We start from the raw sequence: 25462 nt of genomic DNA on the forward strand, positions 1-25462 counted from the left end.
TCTGTTTACCTTCAAGCGTGGTGCGGGTTGGCTTTTTCCGGGTTGATGCCGTATTTCTTGATGGCCTCGGCGACCTTGGCAGCGGGGACTTTGCCCTCGTCGGCCAGGGCGCGCAATGCGGCCAACACCACGAAATGGCGATCGACCTCGAAGTGCTCGCGCAGCTTGTAGCGGAAATCCGAACGGCCGAAACCATCGGTGCCCAGTACGCGATAGGTGCGGTCCTTCGGCACAAACGGACGGATCTGGTCGGCGAACAACTTCATGTAGTCGGTCGACGCGATGATCGGGCCTTCGGTTTTTTCGAGCTGCTGCGTGACATAGGGCACCTGCGGCTTTTTCTGTTCCGGGTGCAGCAGGTTGTGGCGATCGGCATCCAGGCCATCGCGGCGCAGCTCGGTAAAGCTGGTCACGCTCCACAGATCCGAGGCGACGCCCCAGTCGGCTTCGAGCAGTTCCTGAGCCGCCATGACTTCGCGCAGGATGGTGCCGGAGCCCATCAGTTGCACGCGGGTCTTGCCCTTGCCATGGGATTTGAGCTTGTACATCCCCTTGATGATGCCTTCCTCGTCGCCCTTGGTCAGACCGGGCTGCGGGTAGTTTTCGTTCATCACCGTCAGGTAGTAGTACACGTTCTCCTGGTCTTCGACCATGCGCTTCAAGCCGTGCTGGATGATCACGGCCAGCTCGTGGCCGAACGTCGGGTCATAGGACACGCAATTCGGAATGGTCGAGGCCAGGATATGGCTATGACCATCCTCGTGCTGCAAGCCCTCGCCGTTCAGCGTGGTGCGGCCAGCAGTGCCGCCCAGCAAGAAGCCGCGCGCCTGCATATCGCCTGCCGCCCAAGCCAGATCGCCAATGCGCTGGAAGCCGAACATCGAGTAATAGATGTAGAACGGCACCATGATGCGGTTGTTCGTCGAGTACGACGTGGCCGCGGCAATCCACGAGCTCATCGCGCCGGCTTCGTTGATGCCTTCCTGCAGCAGTTGGCCGTCGGCGGATTCCTTGTAGTACATGACCTGGTCTTTATCGACCGGCACGTACTTCTGCCCTTCCGGTGCATAAATACCGATCTGGCGGAACAGGCCTTCCATACCGAAAGTCCGCGACTCGTCGGCCAGGATAGGCACGACGCGCGAACCCAGGTCCTTGTCGCGCAGGATCTGATTCAACACACGCACAAACGCCTGCGTGGTCGAGATCTCGCGGCCTTCGGCGGTGGGTTCGAGCACAGCCTTGAATGCGTCCAGCGTCGGGACCTTGAGCTGCTCGTCGGCCTTGGCGCGGCGCGCAGGCAGGTAGCCGCCCAGCGCTTTGCGGCGTTCGTGCAGGTACTTCATTTCCGGCGAGTCTTCGGCCGGCTTGAAATAAGGCAGTTTTTCGAGTTGGTCGTCGGGAATCGGAATCGCGAAACGATCGCGGAATTCGCGGATCGACTCGAGCTCGAGTTTCTTTTGCTGGTGAGTCGGGTTCTTGGCCTGGCCCACGTGGCCCATGCCGTAGCCCTTGATGGTCTTGGCCAGAATGACGGTGGGTTGGCCGGTGTGCGTACTGGCCGCCTTGAATGCCGCGTAGACCTTGTGCGGATCGTGGCCGCCACGGTTCAGGCGCCAGATGTCCTCGTCGCTCATGCGCGAGACGGCTTCCAGCAGTTTGGGGTGCTTGCCAAAGAAGTGTTCGCGCACGAACTTGCCATCGTTGGCCTTGTACGCCTGGTACTCGCCGTCGACGGTTTCTTCCATAATCTTGCGCAGGATGCCCTCTTTGTCGTGCGCCAAGAGCGGATCCCAGTAGCCGCCCCAGATCAGTTTGATCACGTTCCAGCCCGATCCGCGGAAATCGCCTTCGAGTTCCTGGATGATCTTGCCGTTGCCGCGCACCGGTCCGTCCAGACGCTGCAGGTTGCAGTTGATGACGAAGATCAGGTTGTCGAGCTTTTCACGAGCGGCCAGCGCAATCGCGCCCAGCGACTCGGGCTCGTCCATTTCGCCGTCGCCGCAGAATACCCAGACCTTGCGCTTGCTGGTGTCGGCCAGACCGCGGGCATGCAGGTATTTCAGGAAACGGGCCTGGTAGATCGCCATCAGCGGGCCCAGGCCCATCGACACCGTCGGGAACTGCCAGAAATCGGGCATCAGCTTCGGATGCGGATACGAGGACAGGCCCTTGCCGTCGACTTCTTGGCGGAAATGGTTGAGCTGCTCTTCGGTCAGACGGCCTTCGAGGTAGGCGCGGCCGTACATGCCCGGCGAGGTGTGGCCCTGGAAATACACCAGGTCGCCGCCGTGGTCTTCGCTCTCGGCATGCCAGAAATGGTTCTGACCGCAGCCAATCATGGTGGCCAGCGAGGCGAACGAGGCAATGTGGCCGCCCAGATCGCCGCCGTCGGGCGGGTTATGCTTGTTGGCCTTGACCACCATGGCCATGGCGTTCCAGCGCACATAGGAGCGAATACGGGATTCCAGCTCCAGGTTGCCGGGATGGGCCGGCTCCAGTCCAGGCGGAATGGTGTTGACATAGGCCGTGTTGGGCGAAAATGGGATATGCGCCCCCGAACGACGGGCCTCGTCAATCAGGCGTTCCAGCAGGTAATGGGCACGCTCGGGACCTTCGCGGTCGAGTACGGCAGCCAGGGCTTCAAGCCACTCTTGGGTTTCTAGAGTGTCTTCGTCGTTGGCGGCCGATAGCGCGCTAGCCTGGGCATTAGAGGACATCGTATGTCTCCTGTGGGAGTTCTGAGCAGGCCCGCTCCAATGTCATGGACCGGGCAATCCAAAGGGGTCCGGCTCCTGGCCGGGGCGTGTCTTGCCGCCTGAACGCTCAATGCTATCGCGTCAGGCAGCAAGTACGAAACGCGAAGATTAACCTGTCTGCGTGAAAATTTCATGTTGCGGTACGGCATTTCATAATGCGGAATAATGACAAATTCCTGAATCTATTTTCCTCATCATGACAGACCGCAGCACCCTACTCTGCGCACACAGGCGCAACACGCTCTAAAATGCCGGGTCTATACGTGCCGACTGTCATGTCCAGCCCTTACAAATCCAGCATTCCCAATTCGTTTCACGACCACGCTCGCAAACGCCGGCGGGGCGTGTACTGGGTCACGCCAGCGGTGGTGTTGATCCTGTACCTGTGCGTAATGGGTGCGTTTTTCTGGCTGCAGCGCCTGCACGACGACAGCGTCATGTTCGTCACGATCGACCAGGAGGTCCGCCAACAGCGTCTGATCTGGGTCGTGCTGGCACTGTCTTGTGTGATCATCATCAGCTTGCTGATGCTGTGGCGTTACACCCGTTTCCGCTCTACTGCCGAGGCCGCGCTGATTGCCGAGACCGGTTTTCGCCGCGCCATGGAAAACTCCATGTCCACGGGGATGCGCGTACTCGATATGGAGGGCCGCATCGCCTATGTCAATCCCGCGTTCTGCCGCATGATCGGCTGGAACGAGGCGGATCTCATCGGACGCAGTCCCCCTTTCCCCTATTGGGTGCCGGGGCGGCACGAGCAGCACCAGCACACGCTCGATGTGCTGACCTCGGGCAAAACCCCCAGCAGCGGACTCGAAATCGAAGCCCAGCGCCGCGACGGCTCGCGCTTTACTGCTCGGATGTATGTATCGCCGCTGCTCGACCCCAATGGCACGCAGATCGGCTGGATGACCTCGATGACGGACATCACCGAGCCCAAGCGCATTCGCGAGGCCCTGACCGCCGCGCATGAACGTTTCATGACCGTGCTCGAAGGGCTCGACGACGCGATTTCCGTGACTGCGGACACTCATGACGGCCTCGAACTGCTATTCGCCAACCGCACTTACCGCCGCGTGTTCGGCGCGCAGACCGGCGGCCACAACGAACTGCTGGCACGACGCCGCGGCCGCTTCACCGATGAGGCGATCGAGATATTTGCGCCCTCGGTACAGCGCTGGTTCGAGGTGCACCACCGTATGTTGGCCTGGACCGATGGCCGCCGCGTACGCATGCAGGTCGCACGCGACATTACCGAGCGCCGCGACCACGAAGAAGCCTCGCGCATCCAGCAGGAAAAGATCCAGCTCACCAGCCGCCTGACCACCATGGGCGAGATGGCTTCGTCCCTGGCTCACGAGCTGAATCAGCCTCTGACTGCCATCGCCAACTACAGCATGGGCGCGGTCGCTTTGGTCAAAGCCGGCCACACCAGCCCGACCATGCTGCTGCCCGCACTGGAAAAGGCCGCGTCGCAGGCCGAGCGCGCCGGCAAGATCATCAGCCGTATCCGCGAATTCGTAAAACGCAGCGAGCCGCGCCGCCAGCGCGTGCCGATCAGCCGCATCGTCGACAATGCCATCGGTTTTGCCGAGATCGACGCACGCAAACGCCGCATCCGCATTGATTCGTTTGTGCCGTCCAACGCGCCCGACGTGCTGGCCGACCCGATTCTGATCGAACAGGTATTGCTCAATCTGCTGAAAAATGGCCTGGAGGCCATGGACAAGAGCGATTCCGACGAGCTCAAGGTCGCGGTCATTCCGCATGAACAGCACATCGAAGTCGCTGTCGTGGATCGTGGCCATGGCCTGACCGATCCCGAGCGTCTGTTCGAGCCTTTCTTCAGCACCAAGACCCAGGGCCTGGGCATGGGTCTGAATATCTGCCGTACCATTATCGAATCGCACCATGGCCGCCTGTGGGCGGATCCGAATCCCGCCGGCGGTACTATTTTCCGCTTTACACTGCCCTGCGCGGTGCCTGAAAAGCCCGCACAGAACGATCAGCCTGAGGAGTTGCACGCATGAACACCCCCCCCCAGTCGAGCACGGTATTCATTGTCGATGACGACGAAGCGGTACGCGATTCATTGCGCTGGCTGCTCGAAGCCAACGGTTATCGCGTGCGCGCTTTCGCCAGTGGCGAGACCTTTCTCGAGGAATATGATCCCAGCCAGATCGGCGTCTTGATCGCCGACGTGCGTATGCCCGGCATGAGCGGCCTCGAGTTGCAAGAGCAACTGCTGGCCCGCAATGCCCCGCTGCCCATCGTGTTCATCACCGGTCACGGCGATGTTCCCATGGCGGTATCGACCATGAAAAAGGGCGCGGTCGATTTTCTGGAAAAACCTTTCAATGAATCGGATCTGCGCGAGATCGTGGCCCGCATGCTCGAGCAAGCGACCCAGCGCATCAGCCAGTTCCAGGCTCAAAAGGACCACGAAGCCATGCTGGCCCGCCTGACCGCGCGCGAGCAGCAGGTATTGGAACGCATCGTCGCCGGCCGTCTGAACAAGCAGATCGCCGACGATCTGGGCATCAGCATCAAAACGGTGGAAGCGCATCGCGCCAACATCATGGAAAAACTGGAAGTCACCACTGTCGCCGACTTGATGAAAGTCGCGCTGGCAAAACCCGAGGCACACGCATGACCCTGCAGGACCCTTCTACACCCGCCGTCCAAGGCGCACGCATCATTGACGGCACCGCTCTGTCGCAACGCATCCGCGAAGAGGTCGCACAACGTGTGCAGGCCCTCGCCGCCAAGGGAACCCGTCCCGGTCTGGCCGTCGTGCTGGTCGGCGAAGACCCCGCCTCGCAGGTCTATGTACGCAACAAGGTCGCTGCTTGCGAAAAGGCCGGCCTGCACTCGATCAAAGAGCAGTACCCCGCGGACATGACCGAGGCCGATCTGCTGGCCCGCATTGATGCGCTCAATCGCGACCCGTCGATTCACGGCATTCTGGTTCAGCTGCCGCTGCCGCCGCACATGAACAGCCACAAGGTCATCGAAGCGATCGCCGCCGAAAAGGACGTGGACGGTTTTCACATCAGCAATGCCGGGCTGCTGATGACAGGCCAGCCCTTGTTTCGCCCCTGCACGCCCTACGGCGTGATGAAGATGCTGGAATCCGAGGGCGTCACCCTGCGTGGCGCCGAGGCTGTCATCGTGGGCGCCAGCAACATCGTGGGCAAGCCCATGGCCATGTTGCTGCTGCAGGCCGGCGCCACCATCACGATCTGCAATTCCAAAACCCGTGATCTGGCCGCGCAGACGCGACGTGCGGATGTATTGGTGGTCGCAACGGGTAAGCCAGGCATGATCACCGGCGACATGATCAAACCGGGTGCGGTCGTCATCGACGTCGGCATCAACCGCGGCGCCGACGGCAAGCTCTGCGGAGACGTGGATTTTGCTTCGGCGCGTGAAGTCGCTGGTGCTATCACGCCAGTGCCGGGTGGGGTTGGACCTATGACCATTGCCATGCTGCTGGTGAATACCGTTGAGGCGGCTGAACGAGCGGCTGCCTGATATGTGGCAACGATGCCGGGGATCATCATAAATTCCTGGCATCGTTGACTATCGCCTCAAGTTCCTATCGAAATCGGAACCACAACGCCCACAGCATGAACACGCCGCCCGTCATGAACAGGGCCTGATATCCCCTGACGATGGGCTGCTGATGACGCAAGAACCCTCGCACAGGCTGGCGATCCAGATTGGCGGCATTATGCGTGGTGTGAAATTTCGCCATTGCGCTCACACCTCTTTGCGCCAGGGCGGCGAAAAAATTGAGCAGAAAAATCATCAAGACCGCCATGTATAGCTTGATGCCGAGCAGCAGTGCCGCTGCCACGCCCGGGGAACCCCGCAGCCCTAAAGACTTGATGCCCTGACCATGTTTCGTGAGCAGGATCGCCGCTGCACTCAGCACGACATGCACAGCCAGCACCATCAAAAAATGCACAGCCACCGTTTTGAACGGTTTTCTCAGCGTAACGCCAAAGAAATAAGCCAATAGCAAAACCGAAGACGTCCCCCACATCAGCGTCTTCACCACAATATCGATCATCCCAAACGCCTCTGAACTGCGATAAGCTGTGCAGCACAGAGGGCATTTTATCGTCGGCGAGTTCCTCCCGCAGGACTGCCCTTGTTTTCCGCACAAACGCCCTCATCTTTATCGCATATCCGTCTCATCCGCAGCGACACCGCACATGACTCAAAATCCCCTGCTTGCCCCCGTCTCCGACCTGATCGACTATGCCACCGTGCAGCCCGCGCACATCGTGCCCGCCATCGAAGAACTGCTGGCCGGCGCGCGACAGGCTGTTGATGCAGCGGCGGATCCGGGCTTGCCGGCCAATTGGGAATCTGTGGTGCAACCGCTGGATACCGCTTCAGAGCGCCTGTGGCGCGCCTGGTCGGTCGCGGGCCATCTGAATGCCGTGGTCAACACGCCGGAATTGCGCGAGGCCTATAACGCTGCCCTGCCGCTGGTGACTGAGTTTTCGACCTGGGTGGGCCTGCACGAGGGACTGTACAAGCAATACCAACGCCTGCGTGCCGCCAGCGATTTCGATAGCTGGGATCCAGTGCGGCGCCGGGTGATCGAATTGGCGTTGCGTGATTTCCGGCTGAGCGGCGTCGAACTGCAAGGCGAAGCGCGCGAGCGCTATGCCGAGATCTCCGACCGCGAGGCGCAGGTGTCGCAAAAATTCTCGGAAAACGTTCTCGATTCCATCGACGCCTGGTCGCTGCTCGTCGAGGACGAATCCCGCCTCGCAGGGTTGCCTGCCGATGTGTTGCAGGCCACTCGCCAGGCTGCTCAGGATGATGGACACGATACCGGCTGGAAACTGACTCTGAAAATGCCGTGCTACCTGCCCGTCATGCAATACGCACGCGACCGCAGCCTGCGCGAACAGATGTATCGCGCCTATGGCACCGTAGCCTCTGAACAAGGCGACACCCGCTTTGATAATTCCCCCCTGATCGAGGAACTGCTGTCCCTGCGCGCCGAGGAATCCGGCCTGCTGGGTTTTGGCACCTTTGCCGCGTTGCGCCTGCAAACCCGCATGGCCCGCGATGCCGACGAGGTCACCGGTTTTCTGCGCGACCTCGCATCACGTGCCCGCCCCTACGCCGAACGCGACCTGGCAGAGATCAAGGCCTTTGCCGCCAGCGAACTCGGGCTGGCCGAGCTCGAGCCCTGGGACATTCCTTACGCTTCCGAGCGCCTGCGCGAGACGCGCTATGCCTACTCCGAAGACGAGATCAAACAGTACTTCACCGAGCCGCGTGTCCTCGAAGGCCTGTTCCAGGTCATTGAGTCCCTATTCAGCGTACGCCTGCGCGAAACCGACGTCTCGCGCTGGCACGCCGACGTACGAGGCGTGCGCGTCGAATCGCCCGAGGGTGCGCTGATCGGCCACCTGTACCTGGACCTCTACGCCCGTGCCGGCAAACAAAGCGGCGCCTGGGTCGACAGTGAGCGCAGCCGCCGCCGTCTAGGCGATCATGTCCAGACGCCGGTCGTGTACCTCACCTGCAACTTTGCTCGCCCCGGCGACGGCAAGCCCGCCTTGCTCACCCACGACGACGTCATCACGCTGTTCCACGAAACCGGCCATGCCTTGCATGCCTTGCTTTCCGAAGTCGACGAGCCCGGCGCTTCGGCATTCTCCAGCGTCGAATGGGACGCCATCGAACTGCCCTCGCAGTTCATGGAGAACTTCTGCTGGGAATGGCCCGTCGTACAACGCCTCTCTGCCCACGTCACCAGCGGCGAGGCCCTGCCACGTGCGCTGTACGACAAACTCGTCGCCGCCCGCAATTTCCAAAGCGGCATGCAGACCGTGCGTCAAATCGAATTCGCACTATTCGATATGCTGCTGCATAGCCGCACCGACGGCGCGACCATCGCGCAGACCATGGACCTGCTACAGCAAGTCCGCAAAGAAGTCGCCGTCTTATTCCCGCCCGCCTGGCACCGCTTCCCCCACGCCTTCTCCCACCTGTTCGCAGGCGGTTATGGCGCTGGCTACTACAGCTACAAGTGGGCCGAAGTCCTGTCCGCCGACGCCTACGAGGCATTCGAAGAAGCCGCCCAAGCCAACGCAAACAGCACGGCGGGCACCCTGGATCCTGTCACCGGCGCACGCTACCGCAAAGAAATCCTCGCCGTTGGCGGCGCCCGTCCCGCAGCGGAATCCTTTGCCGCCTTCCGCGGCCGCGCCCCACGGATCGACGCCCTGCTGCGCCACAGCGGCATGGCGAACTGACCTGCCGCGCTCGTCACATCAGAGAGCCTGAAGACCGACGCCGCTTGCAGGCGCATCATAGGGCTCTCTGACCGTCACGCTCCGAGATAAGCCTTCCGCACTGCATCGTTAACCAGCAAGTTCGCCCCCGTATCCTGCAGCACGACCTTGCCGTTTTCCAACACGTACCCTCGGTCCGCCACCTGCAGCGCCTTGTTCGCATTCTGCTCGACCAAGAACACCGTCACGCCCTCGGACCGTATCGTCCGGATGATCTCAAAGATCTGCGCAATAATCAGCGGCGCCAAGCCCAGCGTAGGCTCATCCAGCAACAGCAACTTAGGCTGCGTCATCAACGCCCGCCCAATCGCCAGCATCTGCTGTTCCCCGCCAGACATGGTCCCCGCACGCTGCGAAGCCCGCTCCTTCAGACGAGGGAACAGCTTATACACGTGCTCGAGCCCCGCCTCGATCGCATGACGGTCAGCGAAAAAGCCCCCCATCATCAGATTTTCCGCCACCGTCAGATCCTTGAACACCCGACGGCCCTCGGGCGAAATCGCGATCCCGCTACGCATGATGTGATGCGTTTCCTTGTGCGTAATATCCTCGCCCTCGAACGTGATCGTCCCGGAACGCGCCCGAGGATTCCCGCACACTGTCATCAACAACGTCGTCTTGCCCGCACCGTTCGCGCCGATCAACGTGACGATCTCACCTTGATTGACCTCGACCGACACGCCGTTCAACGCCTGGATCGCACCATAGTAGGTATGAATATTGTCCAGCTTCAGCATCATTCTTCCCCCAGGTACGCTTTGATGACGCGCTCGTCGTTGCGCACCTGATCCGGCGTGCCCGTCGTAATAGGCTTGCCGTGTTCCATCACCAGAATCCGGTCCGAGATGCCCATGATCAGGCTCATATCGTGCTCGATCAACAACACCGCCACACCGAACTCGCGACGCAACTGGTCGATCAAATGCTGCAGATCGCGCTTTTCCTGAGGGTTCAGGCCCGCTGCGGGCTCATCCAACATCAACAGACGAGGCTTGGTGATCATGCAGCGCGCGATCTCCAGACGGCGCTGGTGGCCATAGGCCAGATTGCCCGCCTCGCGGTTGGCGTATTCGCGCAGTCCCATGAAATCCAGCCACTGCGCCGCACGCTGCAACGCGTCAGCCTCCGACTGGCGATACGACTTCAGCTTCAACAGCCCAGGCAATAGGCGCGACTCCACCTGCGTGTGCTGCGCAACCAACAGGTTTTCCAACACTGTCAGCTGCTTGAACAAGCGCACGTTCTGGAAAGTGCGCACCAACCCATGATGCGCCACCTTGTGGCTGGGCAAACCGGTGATGGGCTTGCCATCCATGATGATCTCGCCGCCGGTCGGCTTGTAAAAACCGCCCACGCAGTTGAACACAGTCGTCTTGCCCGCGCCATTAGGACCGATGATGGCGAAAACCTCATCACGCTTGACCTCGAACCCGACGCTGTCGACGGCCAACAAACCGCCGAACCGCATCGTCAGGCCAGATACTTTCAACAAGGCTTCACTCATTTATCCAGCTCCACGTGGGGACGCTTCATGGGCAACAACCCTTGTGGACGCCACATCATCATCAACACCATTACCAGACCGAACATCAGCATCCGGTACTCGGCAAACTCGCGCGCCACCTCGGGCAGCACGGTCAATAGAATCGCCGCGAGAATGACGCCCACCTGCGACCCCATCCCGCCCAGCACCACGATCGCCAGGATCAATGCCGACTCGATGAAGGTAAAGGATTCCGGGTTCACCATGCCTTGGCGGGCCGCAAAAAAAGCGCCGCCAAAACCGGCAAACATCGCGCCCAGCGTAAAGGCCGACAGCTTGATCCGCGTCGGGTTCAGCCCCAGCGAACGGCAAGCGATTTCGTCCTCGCGCAGAGCTTCCCAGGCGCGTCCTACCGGCATGCGGATCAAGCGCGTCGATACGAACAAGGTCACCAGCGCCAGCGCCAAAGCCATCAAATACAGATAGTTCACCATGTGCTGGTTATCGAACGTCCAGCCCATCAACTGGTGAAAGGTCTGCGTGCCCTCTTCGCTCGGACGGCGCGCCATCTCAAAGCCAAAGACGGTAGGTTTCGGAATCCCCGAAATCCCATCCGGACCGCCCGTGAAGAAATTCAAATTGATCAGCAACAGGCGAATGATTTCCCCAAAGCCCAGCGTCACAATCGCCAGATAATCCCCGCGCAAGCGCAGCACCGGGAATCCCAGCAGAAAACCGAACAACGCCGCCATGGCGCCGGAGAAAGGCAGCGCCTCCCAAAAGCCCCAGCCGGCCCAGTGATACAGCAAGGCATACGTGTACGCGCCCACCGCATAAAAGCCCACAAAGCCTAGATCCAACAGCCCTGCAAAGCCCACCACGATGTTCAGGCCCAAGCCCAGCATCACGTAAATCAGCACCAGCGTGGCGATATCCACCGAACTGCGGCCGCTGAAAAACGGCCAGATCACCGCCGCCGCGATCAGCAGGACAAAGATCCATTTACGGCCTTTGGTCGGTGCCGCCGGTAATACCGGCACGCTGGTTTTCAGGCGCCGGAACGGCACCGCCAACCACGGGCGCAAAAGTTGGAAAACGAACACCACTGCGGCGGCCAAAGCCACCAGGTCCCAGCGGGATTCCAGATGGGTTTGCGCGCCCTGACGAATCAGTTGCAGCCCAAACACCGGCATCACAATGACAGCCGTCAACACGGCCGCCATGAAAGCGTTCTTTATCGTGTTATTAGCCATCAGACTTTTTCCACCTCAGGTTTGCCGAGCAGCCCGGTCGGGCGGAACAGCAGAATCAAGACCAGCAGCGCAAAAGCCACGATGTCCTTGTACTGCGACGAGATATAGGCTGCCGCCAGCGTCTCTGCCAGCCCCAGCAACACCCCGCCCAGCATCGCGCCGGGAATGCTGCCGATACCGCCCAGCACCGCCGCCGTGAACGCCTTGATCCCGGCGAGAAAGCCGATGAAGGGATTGAGCTTGCCGACCGTGATAGCGATCAACACGCCACCTACCGCCGCCAGCATCGCGCCCAGAACAAAGGTGAAGGAAATCACCCGGTTGGTGTCGATACCCAGCAGATTGGCCATGTGGATGTCTTGCGAGCAAGCGCGCGATGCACGGCCCATACGCGAGTATTTAATGAACAGCGACAGCGCGATCATCAACAGCACCGTCACCACAATAATCATGATGCGCGAATACGGCAGCGTGACATCAAAGTTCGTACCCATGTGGAACTGCAGCGATCCTGACACCAGCGACGGCACCGCCATATCGCGTGCGCCCTGGCCCAATGCGACCCAGTTCTGCAGAAAAATCGACATACCGATAGCGGAAATCAGCGCCACCAGCCGTTGGCTGCCGCGTACCGGCCGATAGGCCACGCGTTCGACACTGAAGCCATAGATACCGGTCACCACAATCGCCACCAGCAGCATGGCAGCTACGATAAACGGCAGAGGCAAACCGCTGCCTGTGCCGATCGCGGTCAATGTGACCAGGCCCACGTAGGCGCCGATCATATAGATCTCGCCGTGAGCAAAGTTGATCATACCGATGATGCCATAGACCATTGTGTAGCCGATGGCGATCAACGCGTAAATCGCGCCCAGAGACAGACCGTTAAAGATCTGCTGGGTGAGTTGAGGGATAAGGTCTGACATGAATAATTACCTATGCTCCAAATGGCACCGGCCCCGGTAACAACAACCCGGAGCCGGAAACCTGGGCGTGCGGACAAGCCCTAGCGGATAGCCAGAGCTTCGCGTGTTTACAGCTGGGTTTTCTTACCGTCCTTGTCCCACTTGAATACGGCGAACTCAAAGTCCTTCAGGTCGCCCTTGGCGTCGTATTCGACTTTACCGATACCGGTATCGAACGAATGGCTGTGCATGTAGTCCGCAACCTTGGCGGGATCTTCGCCCACGGCTTCGATGCTCTTGGCCAGGATTTGCACAGCGGCGTAGGCCGGCATCTGGAACGCGCCGTCCGGATCGCGCTTGGCGTCCTTGAAGGCCTTCACGATGCCTTCGTTGCCGGGCATCTTGGTAAAGTCAGCCGGCAGCGTGACCAGCAAGCCTTCGATGGCCGGACCGGCGATTGCCACCAGATCCTGGTTGGCGGTGCCCTCGGGGCCCATGAACTGCACGGTCAGGCCCTGTTCGCGCGACTGGCGCAGCAACAAGCCGAGTTCGGGGTGATAGCCGCCGAAATAGACCAGATCTACGCCCGCGGATTTGAGCTTGGTGATCACGGCCGAATAGTCGCTATCGCCAACGTTGATGCCCTCGTACAGGGCGATGTTCACACCCTCTTTTTCCAGAGAGGCCTTCACTTGCGAGGCCACGCCCGAGCCGTAAGTCTGCTTGTCGTGCAGCACGGCGACTTTCTTGGGCTTGAGCGTTTTTGCGATGTAATTCGCGGCGAACGGGCCTTGCTGGTCATCGCGGCCGATCGTGCGGAAGAAGAAATGCGGCTTGATCGTGTCCGTCACCAGCGGCGACGTCGCGCCCGGGGTGATGGCAACGATGCCTTCTTGTTCATAGACGTTCACTGCGGGCACTGTAACACCCGAGCACGCGTGCGCCACGGCGAACTTGGCGCCGGAGTTGACTACGCGGTTCGCGGCAGGCACGGCCTGCTTGGGCTCGCAGCCGTCATCGATCAGGATGGCTTCGAGCTTTTTGCCCTTGACGCCGCCTTGTGCATTGATGGTTTCAATGGCGGTCAGCGCGCCGGCCTGGATCTGCGTCCCATACTGAGTATTGGGGCCAGTCATGGGCTGGGGCATGCCGATCTTGATGGTGTCGGCTGCATGGGCAGCGCCAGCCAACAGCAACGAACCCAGGGCCAAAGCGATGGGGTTAACGCGATGCAGAAGCTTCATTCGATATTCTCCGGCGATAAGGATGGACAGCGTTGTACGGCTTTGGCATCGACGGGGGATACCCGGCGGCCCCAGACGTGCATTGCCGGCTTCTTGGGCAAAGGTACAGCGTGGGCGGTATTCTGAAAGCTGCCTGACACCCTGTCACTGCGTGTAATCCCCAATATCGTGTAATGCCACATATTCAGGGACGCATCGCAGCAATCTCGCCATGGCGCTCCACCTGTCTGCCGGACATGGCGCACGCAGCCTTTTCATTACCGAATTCCCCCGCTGCCCTGGGAAAAAGAGGCGCGCAAGTATTCATCAGCTTACTTACGCCAAGCTTGCAAATAATAAATACCCCTGGAAAACACCGACGTCTCACGCCCATATTCCTGGCTGACAGCTACAATCACGCCATGAATCACGACCTCTCTATCGCCTTTATCGGTGGCGGCAACATGGCCACGGCGCTGGCCAGCGGGCTCGCCGGAAAAACCTGCCCTGCTGGCAACCTGCATGTCGTCGACCCCAACGCCGACGTACAAAACGCCTGGCGCCAACGCGGCGCGACAGCCGCAGGCGCACCCGACGAGGCACTGCGCGCCTGCAAAGTCTGGCTCTATGCCGTCAAACCTCAACAACTGCGCGATGTCGTCGCCGCGACACGTCAGTGGTTGCAGCCCGATACCCTCATTATCAGCGTGGCCGCAGGCATCCGCGCTGACACCTTGGCCGAGTGGCTGGGCGAGCCCGGCCGGCCCTGGCAGAACCTGGTGCGCTGCATGCCCAATACACCGGCGCTGGTCGGTGCGGGCGTGTCCGGCCTGGCTGCCCTGCCCGGCGTCGATGATGCGGGCCGTTCCTTGGCCGAAAGCCTGTTGGCCTCGGTAGGTCAGGTCGTATGGGTAGCGGACGATGCCGCCCTGGACGCGGTCACCGCGCTGTCCGGCAGCGGCCCGGCGTATGTCTTCCTGTTTCTGGAGTCCCTGATTGCAGGCGGCGTGGCCGTCGGCCTCAGCCCTGACCAGGCACATCAATTGGCCCTGGGCACCCTGGCTGGCGCAACCAAGCTCGCCGAGCAGGCTACCGATTCGCCATCAGTATTGCGCGAACGCGTCACTTCCAAGGGCGGCACCACTGCCGCTGCATTGCAGGTGTTTGAGCAAGCCGACCTGCGCGGCATCGTGCGCCAGGCTCTCGAAGCCGCCGCGCAGCGCTCGCGAGAGCTCGCTGACGAGTTCGGCAAATAAGTCCCGAGGGGGTATCTGACATCGCGATGTCAGATACCCTCCATGCAAGCAATGAACATCAATACCCCTAAGCCTGGTTTGAGCAGCATCAACCCGGCCCCGCCCACATCCCGCCATTTTCAGGCAATGACGGCCGGCCAGTTCGCCGTGGCCGTCTTTTGCATGGGTCTGATCGTCGTCGGGTCCAACATCCTCGTCCAGGTACCGCTCAACGACTGGCTGACCTGGGGTGGGCTGTCGTACCCGATCGCGTTTCTGGTGACCGATGTCCTGAACCGGCGCTTTGGCCCGAGCGCAGCGCGCCGCGTCGCCTGGGTGGGCTTTGCCCTGGCCCTCGCCGTATCCATCTGGCTGGCCTCTCCCCGTATCGCGCTGGCCTCGGGGCTGGCCTACATCTGCGCACAATTGGCCGACATCCAGGTCTTTGACCGGCTGCGCGATCAGCGCTGGTGGCGCGCGCCGCTGCTGTCAGGCACTGTCGGCGCCCTGCTCGATACCGCGGTGTTTTTCAGCGTAGCCTTTGCCGCGACCGGAACGCCGTGGGTGACCTGGATGCTCGGCGATCTGGCCATCAAACTGGTCGTCAACGTCAGCATGCTGGCACCCTTCCGAGCGCTGATGTGGAATCTGGCGCGGCCCGAACCTCTGGATATTTGACAGCGCCCCTCAGTGGTGTAAAAGTCACAACTCTGTCACATCCCATACATAAGGTGTCGTGTTCATTGCGGCCCAGTACCCTTGGCCCCCACTACGCACGCAAACCGGAGAACAAATCCATGAGACCGCAACGCCTAGCCCTCACCTTTGCCGCACTAATGACTGCCTTTGCCGCGACCTCGGCATACGCCGCGACGGAAATCCAATTCTGGCACTCGATGGAAGGCGCATTGGGTGAGCGCGTCAATGAACTCGTCCAGGAATTCAACAAGAAAAATCCCGACTACAAGGTCAATGCCGTCTACAAAGGCAACTATGGCGAGTCGATGAACGCCGGCATCGCCGCGTTCCGCGCCGGCAACGCTCCCGACATTCTGCAGGTATTCGAGGTCGGCACGGCCACCATGATGTACGCCAAGGGCGCCGTCAAGCCGGTGCAGGAGATGTCCGAAGAAGCCGGCGAGCCCTTGGATCCGAAAGCCTTTATCGGCGCGGTGGCAGGCTACTACTCGTCGCAAGACGGCAAGCTGATCTCCATGCCGTTCAACAGTTCGACGGTGGTGTTCTACTACAACAAGGACGCCTTCAAGAAAGCCGGCCTCGATCCCGAAAAGCCGCCCAAGACCTGGGAAGAGCTCGCGGACGCCGGCCAGAAACTGAAGGCCGCCGGCCAGGAATGCGGCTACACCACGTCCTGGCCGTCCTGGGTCCAGCTGGAAACGCTGTCGGCCTGGCATAACGTGCCCTACGCCACCAAAGACAACGGCTTTGGCGGCCTGGACGCCCGTCTGGCGATCGACACGCCGCTGCACGTACGCCACCTGGAAAACCTGGCCAAGCTCGCCAAAGAAGGCATCTTCATGTACGGCGGCCGCGGCGACCAGCCCAACTCACTGTTCATCGGCGGCAAATGCGCCATGATTACGGGTTCCAGCGGTCTGCGCGCCAACATCGCCAAGAACGCCAAATTCGAATTCGGCACCTCGACACTGCCCTACTACGCGGACGTCAAAGGCGCACCGCAGAACACCATCATCGGCGGCGCCTCGCTGTGGGTCTTTGCCAAGAAATCGCCCGAGGTCTACAAAGGCGTGACCAAGTTCTTCCATTTCCTGGCCAGCCCCGAAATCGCTGCCCGCTGGCACCAACAGACCGGCTACGTGCCCGTCACCGTCGCCGCCTACGAGCAAACCAAAAAATCCGGCTACTACGACAAGAATCCGGGTACCGAAGTCGGCGTCAAACAGTTGAACGTCCAGACCACGGCGCAATCGCGCGGCCTGCGCCTGGGCTACCTGCCGCAGATCCGTGAAATCGAAGATCAGGAAATCGAACGCATCGTTTCCGGCAAGACCAGCGCCCAGGATGGCATCAAGACCATGGTCACGCGTGGCAACGAGCTGCTCGAGAAATTCGAAAAGAGCGTGAAGTAAAACCCGCTGTCACGGCGGCTTTCATCAGGAGAGCCGCCGCTTTTTTTGCGGTGATATGTATTTCCAAATTACATTGATAGGTCTGATGACGGACCTTTTTGCTAGCTGACCAGGGCTTGCCTCATGGAAAAACGCGTCGTCTTCCGACACAAGACCCTGCCATACCTGTTACTGGCGCCGCAGATTGCGGTCACGCTGGTGTTCTTTTTCTGGCCTGCCGGCCAAGCCCTGTGGCAATCGACGCAGTTACAGGATGTCTTCGGTCTATCTACTGAATTCGTAGGCCTGGACAATTTCGTTGATCTGTTCAACCAGACGGCCTATCTGGAATCTTTCCGGGTCACCGCCGTGTTCTCGGCGCTGGTGGCCTTTGTCGGGCTGGCCGTTTCCCTCCTGTTGGCCGTCATGGCCGATCGCGTCATCCGCGGTGCAGGCTTGTACAAAACCCTGCTGATCTGGCCCTACGCCGTCGCGCCTGCGGTCGTTGGCGTGCTGTGGCTGTTCCTCTTTTCCCCATCGGTCGGCATCCTGGCCGTCGCGCTGGGCAAAATGGGCATAGGCTGGAATCCGCGGCTGGACGGCGACCAGGCCATGATGCTGGTGCTCATTGCCGCTGTCTGGAAACAGATCTCGTACAACTTCCTGTTTTTCCTGGCTGGCCTGCAATCCATTCCGCGCTCGTTGATCGAGGCCGCCGCGATCGATGGCGCGTCGCCTACGCGCCGTTTCTGGACCATCGTCTTTCCGCTGCTGTCGCCGACCACGTTCTTTCTGCTGGTCGTCAACGTCATCTATGCGTTCTTCGATACGTTTGCGGTGATCGACACCACCACGCAAGGCGGCCCGGGCACGTCCACCTCCATCCTGGTCTACAAAGTCTACAGCGATGCTTTCAACGGCCTGGACCTGGGTTCCTCGGCCGCACAGTCCGTCGTGCTGATGGCCATCGTCGTGGCGCTCACCGTCGTGCAGTTCCGCTACATCGACCGCAAAGTCCAGTACTGATCAAAAAGGCTACGCATCATGGTTGAACGCCGCCCCTGGCTGGACATCCTCGCTCACATCATCCTGCTGTGCGGGGTGGCGCTGGTCGCCTTTCCGCTGTATGTGACATTTGTCGCCTCGACCCAGACCGCCCAGGAAGTCGCCGCTGCACCGATGTCGCTGCTGCCCGGCCCGCATTTCGTCGAGAACTACACGCGCGCGCTGACCAACGCGGGCGTGGGCAGCATGCTGTATGTCAGCTTGATCATGGCGCTGGCCATCTCGCTGGGCAAAATCGCCATCTCATTGCTCTCGGCTTTTGCCGTGGTGTATTTCCGCTTTCCGGGGCGCATGTTCTTTTTCTGGATGATCTTCGTCACCCTGATGCTGCCCGTCGAAGTCCGTATCGCGCCCACCTACAAAGTGGTCGCCGATCTGGGACTGCTCAACAGCTACGCCGGTCTGACGCTGCCGCTCATTGCCTCGGCGACTGCGACGTTCCTGTTCCGCCAGTTCTTTCTGACCGTGCCCGACGAGCTCGTCGAAGCCGCGCGCATCGACGGCGCCAGCCCGCTGCGATTTTTCCGCGACGTGCTGTTGCCGCTATCGCGCACGAGCATCGCCGCCCTCTTTGTCATCCAGTTCATCTACGGCTGGAACCAGTACCTCTGGCCACTGCTCATCACCACCCAGGAAGACATGTACCCCGTGGTCATCGGCATCAAACGCATGATCAGCGGCGGCGACAGCGTCACCGAGTGGAACATCACCATGGCCACCGCGCTATTGGCCATGATCCCGCCGGTACTGGTCGTGATCCTGATGCAAAAGTGGTTCGTCAAAGGCTTGGTCGACACCGAAAAATAACCGTGCCGCCCCTCACCCGGGCAGCCGCTTACGCAAAGAATATCTCATGGCAACCCTGAGCTTTCGCAACGTCAAGAAAACCTATGCCGGCAACGTCGCCGTCATCCACGGCATCGACGCAGACGTAAAGGACGGCGAATTCATCGTCATTGTCGGCCCGTCCGGCTGCGGAAAATCCACGCTGATGCGCATGGTCGCCGGCCTGGAGACTGTCACCAGCGGCGAGATCCTGATCGACAACAAAGTCGTCAATCAACTCGAGCCTGCCGAACGCGACATCGCCATGGTGTTCCAGAACTACGCGCTCTACCCGCACATGAGCGTGTTCGATAACATGGCCTACGGCCTGAAAATCCGCAAATTCTCCAAGGACGACATACGCAAACGCGTCGACGCCGCCGCCAAAATCCTGGAGCTCGAAAAGCTGCTGGACCGCCGCCCGCGGCAATTGTCCGGCGGCCAGCGCCAGCGCGTCGCCATGGGCCGCGCCATCGTGCGCGAACCCAAAGTCTTTCTGTTCGACGAGCCCCTCTCCAACCTGGACGCCAAACTGCGCGTGGCCATGCGTCTGGAAATCATGAAACTGCATCGGCGCCTGGGCACCACCAGCCTGTACGTCACGCACGATCAAGTCGAGGCCATGACGCTGGCCCATCGCATGATTGTCATGAACCAGGGCGTGCCCGAGCAGATCGGCACTCCCATGGAGGTCTTCGAAAAGCCCGCCTCCACCTTTGTCGCAGGCTTCATCGGCTCTCCGCCCATGAACCTGATTACGGTTGCCACCACCGCCGAAGGCAGCGTCCAGACTCAAGACGGCATCGCTCTGCAAATCCCGGCAGACCAAGTCCCCGCCGCCATACGTGGCCGCCCCGTCATCCTGGGCATACGTCCGGAGCACATCAGTCTCGATAGTCAGGGCATCCCCGCTGAAGTCGAAATGATCGAAACCCTGGGCTCGGAACAACTCTTGCACGCGCGCTGCGGTCAATCGCCTATCGTCGTCCGCTGTCCCACCAGCCTGTTGGCCGCCACGCCGTACAAACCCGGTGACTCCATCCAACTCGGTTCAGACGGCCGCCACGCCCTGCACTGGTTCGACGTGCAGACCGGGCGGCGGATCTGACGATGCCGTGATCCATCGGCGTCCGCCATCAGTCTCTAGGCACCGCGAACCGTATGCGCCTGAATCGCTGATGGCATCGGCACGGACCACGTCTCGGACAACTTGTGCAACGCCGGCACAATCGTGGGATCCAGGGACACGCCCTGACTGAGCTGCTGTGCCCGCAATGCCAGGCCCCGGTCACCCGGCAATCGCACTGCGTCCACGCCTGGCCGAGGCAGATTCTCGCGGCACTGCTGTGCCAGCCAATCCATCTGCCGATGAAAGTCTTCTTTGCCACCAAAACCCGTTGTGTCATGCAGCGTCAGATACACCGTAGCGCCCCACCCCTCGGCGCCGTCGGCACGGCCATAACCGCCTAAGCCGCCTGTCAGCGCCTCGATCAGCAAAGCCAGGCCATACCCTTTGTGCCCTGCGGAGATGCCGCCCACGGGCAGGATGGTGCCGGGCGGCTGAGCAAACAAGACTGACGGGTCACGCGTAGGATTGCCCTGCGCATCGATCAACCAGGCCTCATCGAACTGCCTGCCCTGCTGCGCCAAACGTGCGGACATACCGTTAGTCGTGATCGAAGCGGAGATATCGATCAACAACGGCGATGCTGCAGGGATGCCTGCGGCAATAGGATTAGGCGTAAACACGGCCTGAGTGCCGCCAAAAGGCGCCACGCTACGTCCTGCCGGATCGGATGACGCCAGCACGATCAACATGTCTTGTTCAACTGCGCGCAACAGATAGCTGGCCAGGCACGCAATATGGTGGCTGCGCCGGATGACCAGGGTTGCCGAACCGAAACGTCGCGCACGCGGCAGCAATTCATCGATTGCGCGGCACACCAGCCAGGGGCCCGGCAAGCGCCGGCCGTCCCACAATACCGCCGCTTCTTTGTCGGACAGGACCTCCGGCTCGCCGTCATTGGTCATGCGGCCTTGCTGCAGTTCCGCTGCATAGGGGGCCAACAACGCCAGGCCATGCGTCGTATGTCCCAGTAAATCGCCCTCCACCAATACCTCGGCCACGGTAGCCGCGATATCTGTACGCATCCCGGCCTGCACCAACACCCGCTCGGCAAACTCCCGTAGCGCGCCAGCTGCATAAACCCCAATTTCATCACGACTCATGCCGTCACGCTCCTTTTCTGCATCGACATGCGATATACGCCTTTGCACAGCGGTATCAACCACACCAGGATTGCCAGGACACCCAGGCCGCACGCAATCGGACGGCTGAAGAAAGCCCAGAAATTCCCATCGGCCTTGATCATCGAGAAAACGAAATGCTCTTCGAGCATGCCGCCCAGCACCACTCCCAGCACAGCAGGTGCAATCGGAAAGTCGTTCTCCTCCATCAGATATGCCAGCACGCCCATCACCAACATCACCAGCACATCGAACACGCTGTTATTGATCGCAAAAGTCCCCACGATGCAGAACAGCAGAATGATGGGCATCAACACATTACGCGGCACATTCAGCACCTGCTTGGCCGTCTTTACCGCCAGATAGCCCAAGGGCAACATGATGATGTTCGCCAACACGAACACAGTGAAAACCGCATACATCTCGACCGGGCTGTTGGTGAAAATCATTGGGCCTGGCGTCATGTTTTTCATATACAGCACACCGATCACGATAGCCGTAATCGAATCTCCCGGAATCCCGAACACCAACGCGGGGATCCACGCGCCGGCCAATGCGGAATTATTGGCGGCCCCGGCCTCGACGATTCCTTCTACATGGCCTGTGCCGAATTTCGCTGGCTCGCGCGAAAAACGTTTGCTCACGCCATACGACATCCAGGCGGCGATGTCGGCCCCAGCCCCCGGCAGAATACCCACCACGGTTCCCAGCACGCTGCCGCGTGCGACACTGGCAGGATACTTGCGCATCAATCCGCCCATTCCCGTGAAAATATTCCCGATGCGCCCTTTTATATCCACCGGTCGCTGACTGATATCCGTGGCATAACGCAGCACCTCGGACACCGCAAACATCCCCACCATCATCGGCAACAGCGTCACGCCATTGAGCATGTCATCATTGCCGAACGTGAAACGCGGGTACGCCGCGGGATTGTTCATCCCAACACAGGCCAGCAACAACCCGATCAACAACGACACAAAACCACGCAGCGTGCTCGATGGAGAAATGAATATCGCACACGACAGGCCCAGCACCACCAGCCAGAAAAACTCGTACGACGTGAAATTCAGCGCAAAATCGGCCAGCATCGGTGCGCACGTAATCAACACGAACGTGCCGAACAGTCCGCCTATGCACGAGAACACGATACTCGCGCCCAACGCCTGATCGGCCAGGCCTCGCCGCGTCATGCTGTAGGCCTCGTCGGTATAAGCCGCCGACGACGGCGTGCCCGGTATGCGCAGCAAACACCCCGGAATATCCCCGGACGTGATCGCCATCGCCGTGGCCGTCACCATCATCGCGATGGCCGGGATCGGGTCCATGAAAAACGTGATGGGCACCAGCAACGCGACGGCCATCGTCGCGCTCAGGCCGGGCACTGCCCCCACGAACAGACCGAATATCGCAGACAGCAAAATCACGCCCAGCACAAACGGGTCGGCTACCTGCAGCAATGCCTGATAGATATGTTCAGATGCCATGATGTCACCATGCCAACGGTTCGAGCAGACCCCACGGCAATGGCACGTGCAGCACACTGTAGAACATCACATGAATCACGAGCGAGACGGCCACCGAGACAATCAACGCGCGCATCCAGCGCACGCCAAACAGGCGTTGCATCACCAGCAGCAGCAAAAAGGAACACAGCAAGAATCCCAGCCAGTCCGCCGCCATGAAATAAAACACCAGCGAAATCGGCACCATCAGAAAACGCAGCACCGCCATCGGATCCCGCAACCACGCGGGCCAGCCTTTGCGCGCGGCACCTGCGCGGCGCGCACGCCATCCCTGGATCACCAACAACACGGAACAAATAAACAGGCCTATGGAAATCAGCGTCGGAAACAGACTCGCGCCAAAATGCTGGCCAGGTATCACGGGAAAAGTGCGCGCAGCGGCGAAAACCAATACAGAGAAAACGCCCAGCACAATCCCAATTCGAATATCGTCGAATTTCATGGGACCTCTACGAAATGAGGGTTCGACACCCCGACCGGCATAGCGGCCGGGGAATGCGATGCGGCAACGATGCCAATGGCTACTGCGGTGCGGGACGCGCCATGCCAATCGCGGAAATCACTTGCCCGAAATCATCCATCGAACGTTGCATGAAGGCGCCGTACTCCGCGCCGCCGGCCCAGCCGATGCCAAAGCCGCGCTGCTTCATGAAATCCTGGAATTCCTTGCTGTGATTGATCTTGTCGAGCGCCTGCACCATCCGCTTGGTAACATCGTCGGGCAGGCCCTTGGGACCTGCGATGCCGCGCCACACGCCGATTTTCCAATCCACGCCGATCGACTCTTTCAGCGTCGGCACATCGGGATACAGGGCCTCGCGCTTGTCGGCCATCACCGCCAATGGTTTCGCTTTACCAGCGTCGATCATCGGACGCGCCTCGGGCAAGGAAGTCGGCACGATGTCGATACCTCCGGAGGCCAATTCCAACATGGCCGGCGCCGCGCCGTTAGATGGCACAAAGGGGACTGCCGCCGGATCCAGGCCTGCGGTCTTGAGCAAACCGGCAATCGCAATGTGCCAGATACCGCCCTGGCCAGTGCCTGATGCCTTGAGCTTGCCGGGATTCGCCTTGATCGCCTCCATCAGATCGCCCATCGTTTTGTACGAAGACGAGGCGCTGACAGAAACCGCAGCGGGGTCCACGTTCATCAACCCGAGCGGCGTATAGTCCGCTGGCGACAGAGACGTCAAGCCCAGATGCTTCATCATCGCAATCTCGACCGTCAACATGCCCAACGTGTAGCCATCAGGCCGGGCCTTGGCAATCGCTGCATGTCCTACGACGCCGTTACCGCCCGTGCGATTGACGACGTTGACGGGTTGGCCCAATTCCTTTTCCAGCAGCGAGGCGATGATGCGCGCCGTGGCATCGGTGCCTCCTCCTGCGCCCCACGCCACATACATCGTGATAGGCCTTTCAGGCCAATCCGCGTATGCCAGCGGAGAAAAAGCGCATAGCGCTAACGCCCATCCAAGCAAGCGGTGTTTCCTCATCGTATTGTCTCCAGGTCCTTCGTGGAATGCCCGGCGGATGCCGGATCCGGTCAGCTACGATAGGGGCGCAATGTGTACTTGCACCCTCGTTTTGAAATAACAACAGACGCTCTGTGATAGTGTGAAACCATCTTAATTGATCGTTATTAGCAGAGCAATCGACGATTCGACTATCGGGTTATCCCGGTGAGGGTTTTGTTATTGGCTGGATCGATTGGGTTGAATTTCGTTGGCGGTTTAGATGGGCGTAGGGTGTGTGTGCTTATGGACGTCGAGCCGAGGCAATCGGGCCGTGCGGGCTTCACAAAGCCGGTCCGGCGCGCGGGCGCCGGACACCGTGTTCGCTCGCTTCGTCCGGCCCCTTCGGGCCTCCCTTCAGCCTCCGCTCCACTCGGCTTTGAGGCGCCCGCACGGCCCGATTGCCTCGGCTCGACTCGCAGTAATTCAAGCTCATCACATCGCTGGCACGATTTTCTTGCTTGGCGTTTTTTTGTAGCCCTGTTGGCAAAGAGAAAGATCTTGCGGTGCTGCTATTCGCGCGTGCCCTGCACACGCGCGAATAGCGATCGGTCCGGGCATGCGGCGGGGTGGCATGGTGCCAGTTTGGAAGATCTGCTTGGCTAGAGTTGATGCATGCGGCGATGATGCGTAGCGCATCTCTGGGTATAACGAAATCGTAGCTCGAGAGATCTTCTGTTCATCCCCGATGCCAAAGCCTTCGCATGCAGATTATGAACGCTATTCATGGCCGCGCCCGTAGGCGGCCATGAATAGCAGCCCTGCAAGATCTTCATCCTTGCAAACGCCAGTTCCTACGAAGCCTACGTAGACCAGTCGTGCCAGCGGCGAGGGAATCAGAGATGCTGCGAGTCGAGGCGGGGCAGTGACCGTGTTGGCGCGCCTCGGAGTCGAGCGAGGGAAACCGAAGGAGCGTAGCGACGAGGTTGACAAAGCGGTGTCGGCCGCGCAGGCGGCCGACCGACTCCGTGAAGCGCCAACACGGTCACTGCCCCGCCTCGACGTCCAATA

General features: G+C 60.4%; 21 protein-coding genes. 10 read left to right on the forward strand and 11 right to left on the reverse strand.

The features are described 5' to 3' along the window. Positions 1 to 11 precede the first annotated feature (11 nt). Positions 12 to 2720: a pyruvate dehydrogenase (acetyl-transferring), homodimeric type gene (gene aceE / locus CAL20_RS12845; protein ID WP_094821536.1), complete on the reverse strand. Its 2709-nt coding sequence runs from the start codon at positions 2718 to 2720 to the stop codon at positions 12 to 14. Between the two features lie 314 nt (positions 2721 to 3034). On the opposite strand from aceE, the gene CAL20_RS12850 reads away from it, so the two are divergent. The 3 genes from CAL20_RS12850 to folD are packed head-to-tail and all read left to right on the forward strand — an operon-like array spanning position 3035 to position 6293. After that, entirely contained in the window at positions 3035 to 4789 is a 1755-nt protein-coding gene (locus CAL20_RS12850; RefSeq protein WP_094821537.1) for a PAS domain-containing sensor histidine kinase, read from the forward strand. Beyond that, positions 4786 to 5412: a response regulator transcription factor gene (locus CAL20_RS12855; protein ID WP_094821538.1), complete on the forward strand. Its 627-nt coding sequence runs from the start codon at positions 4786 to 4788 to the stop codon at positions 5410 to 5412. Before CAL20_RS12850 ends, CAL20_RS12855 begins: the two co-directional genes overlap by 4 nt. Continuing rightward, positions 5409 to 6293, forward strand: a complete 885-nt coding sequence (gene folD / locus CAL20_RS12860; RefSeq protein WP_094838042.1) for a bifunctional methylenetetrahydrofolate dehydrogenase/methenyltetrahydrofolate cyclohydrolase FolD — start codon at positions 5409 to 5411, stop codon at positions 6291 to 6293. The genes CAL20_RS12855 and folD overlap by 4 nt, the downstream gene beginning before the upstream one ends. A 64-nt stretch (positions 6294 to 6357) precedes the next feature. Here folD and CAL20_RS12865 read toward each other — a convergent pair whose 3' ends face one another. Beyond that, positions 6358 to 6834, reverse strand: coding sequence for a hypothetical protein (locus CAL20_RS12865; RefSeq protein WP_094838043.1), 477 nt, complete (start codon positions 6832 to 6834; stop codon positions 6358 to 6360). Positions 6835 to 6979: 145 nt separating this feature from the next. Between CAL20_RS12865 and CAL20_RS12870 the strand changes: the two genes are divergently transcribed. After that, positions 6980 to 9046 carry a M3 family metallopeptidase gene (locus CAL20_RS12870; RefSeq protein ID WP_094838044.1) on the forward strand — a complete coding sequence of 689 codons (2067 nt, stop codon included), beginning with the start codon at positions 6980 to 6982 and terminating at the stop codon, positions 9044 to 9046. Between the two features lie 74 nt (positions 9047 to 9120). Here CAL20_RS12870 and CAL20_RS12875 read toward each other — a convergent pair whose 3' ends face one another. The 5 genes from CAL20_RS12875 to CAL20_RS12895 form a co-directional block, all read right to left on the reverse strand. Next, entirely contained in the window at positions 9121 to 9822 is a 702-nt protein-coding gene (locus tag CAL20_RS12875) for an ABC transporter ATP-binding protein (protein ID WP_094822092.1), read from the reverse strand. Next, on the reverse strand, positions 9822 to 10589 hold the full coding sequence (gene livG, locus CAL20_RS12880; RefSeq protein ID WP_094821542.1) for a high-affinity branched-chain amino acid ABC transporter ATP-binding protein LivG: 768 nt from the start codon (positions 10587 to 10589) through the stop codon (positions 9822 to 9824). Before livG ends, CAL20_RS12875 begins: the two co-directional genes overlap by 1 nt. Next, on the reverse strand, positions 10586 to 11821 hold the full coding sequence (locus tag CAL20_RS12885; protein ID WP_176456516.1) for a high-affinity branched-chain amino acid ABC transporter permease LivM: 1236 nt from the start codon (positions 11819 to 11821) through the stop codon (positions 10586 to 10588). The genes livG and CAL20_RS12885 overlap by 4 nt, the downstream gene beginning before the upstream one ends. Next, positions 11821 to 12747, reverse strand: a complete 927-nt coding sequence (gene livH / locus CAL20_RS12890) for a high-affinity branched-chain amino acid ABC transporter permease LivH (protein ID WP_094838045.1) — start codon at positions 12745 to 12747, stop codon at positions 11821 to 11823. Before livH ends, CAL20_RS12885 begins: the two co-directional genes overlap by 1 nt. A gap of 107 nt (positions 12748 to 12854) precedes the next feature. Beyond that, positions 12855 to 13970 (reverse strand): high-affinity branched-chain amino acid ABC transporter substrate-binding protein, encoded by a 1116-nt coding sequence (locus CAL20_RS12895; protein WP_094821545.1) that lies wholly within the window; start codon positions 13968 to 13970, stop codon positions 12855 to 12857. Between the two features lie 401 nt (positions 13971 to 14371). On the opposite strand from CAL20_RS12895, the gene proC reads away from it, so the two are divergent. The 6 genes from proC (at position 14372) to CAL20_RS12925 (ending at position 20272) form a co-directional block, all read left to right on the forward strand. Next, a complete protein-coding gene (proC, locus tag CAL20_RS12900) occupies positions 14372 to 15205 on the forward strand; it encodes a pyrroline-5-carboxylate reductase (RefSeq protein ID WP_094838046.1) in 834 nt (277 codons plus the stop codon). Between the two features lie 126 nt (positions 15206 to 15331). Continuing rightward, the gene (locus tag CAL20_RS12905) at positions 15332 to 15862 is read left to right on the forward strand and encodes a queuosine precursor transporter (protein ID WP_094822094.1); all 531 of its coding nucleotides are present in this window, start codon (positions 15332 to 15334) and stop codon (positions 15860 to 15862) included. 119 nt (positions 15863 to 15981) lie between these two features. Then, positions 15982 to 17295: a sn-glycerol-3-phosphate ABC transporter substrate-binding protein UgpB gene (gene ugpB, locus CAL20_RS12910; protein WP_094821546.1), complete on the forward strand. Its 1314-nt coding sequence runs from the start codon at positions 15982 to 15984 to the stop codon at positions 17293 to 17295. Between the two features lie 123 nt (positions 17296 to 17418). Further along, positions 17419 to 18300 carry a sn-glycerol-3-phosphate ABC transporter permease UgpA gene (gene ugpA, locus CAL20_RS12915; protein WP_094838047.1) on the forward strand — a complete coding sequence of 294 codons (882 nt, stop codon included), beginning with the start codon at positions 17419 to 17421 and terminating at the stop codon, positions 18298 to 18300. A gap of 18 nt (positions 18301 to 18318) precedes the next feature. Continuing rightward, positions 18319 to 19146, forward strand: a complete 828-nt coding sequence (ugpE, locus tag CAL20_RS12920; RefSeq protein WP_094821548.1) for a sn-glycerol-3-phosphate ABC transporter permease UgpE — start codon at positions 18319 to 18321, stop codon at positions 19144 to 19146. A gap of 46 nt (positions 19147 to 19192) precedes the next feature. Next, the gene (locus tag CAL20_RS12925; protein WP_094821549.1) at positions 19193 to 20272 is read left to right on the forward strand and encodes a sn-glycerol-3-phosphate import ATP-binding protein UgpC; all 1080 of its coding nucleotides are present in this window, start codon (positions 19193 to 19195) and stop codon (positions 20270 to 20272) included. Between the two features lie 35 nt (positions 20273 to 20307). Here the strand turns inward: CAL20_RS12925 and CAL20_RS12930 are convergent, their stop codons facing one another. From CAL20_RS12930 to CAL20_RS12945, 4 genes are all read right to left on the reverse strand, one after another. Beyond that, positions 20308 to 21393 (reverse strand): Ldh family oxidoreductase, encoded by a 1086-nt coding sequence (locus tag CAL20_RS12930; protein WP_094821550.1) that lies wholly within the window; start codon positions 21391 to 21393, stop codon positions 20308 to 20310. Further along, on the reverse strand, positions 21390 to 22898 hold the full coding sequence (locus CAL20_RS12935; protein ID WP_094838048.1) for a tripartite tricarboxylate transporter permease: 1509 nt from the start codon (positions 22896 to 22898) through the stop codon (positions 21390 to 21392). Before CAL20_RS12935 ends, CAL20_RS12930 begins: the two co-directional genes overlap by 4 nt. Before the next feature lie 4 nt (positions 22899 to 22902). Next, positions 22903 to 23379, reverse strand: coding sequence for a tripartite tricarboxylate transporter TctB family protein (locus tag CAL20_RS12940; protein WP_094838049.1), 477 nt, complete (start codon positions 23377 to 23379; stop codon positions 22903 to 22905). A 79-nt stretch (positions 23380 to 23458) separates the two neighbouring features. Beyond that, positions 23459 to 24433, reverse strand: a complete 975-nt coding sequence (locus CAL20_RS12945) for a tripartite tricarboxylate transporter substrate binding protein (protein ID WP_094821553.1) — start codon at positions 24431 to 24433, stop codon at positions 23459 to 23461. Positions 24434 to 25462 lie beyond the last annotated feature (1029 nt).

This window comes from Bordetella genomosp. 4, from assembly GCF_002261185.1.
GTDB lineage: Bacteria > Pseudomonadota > Gammaproteobacteria > Burkholderiales > Burkholderiaceae_B > Bordetella_A.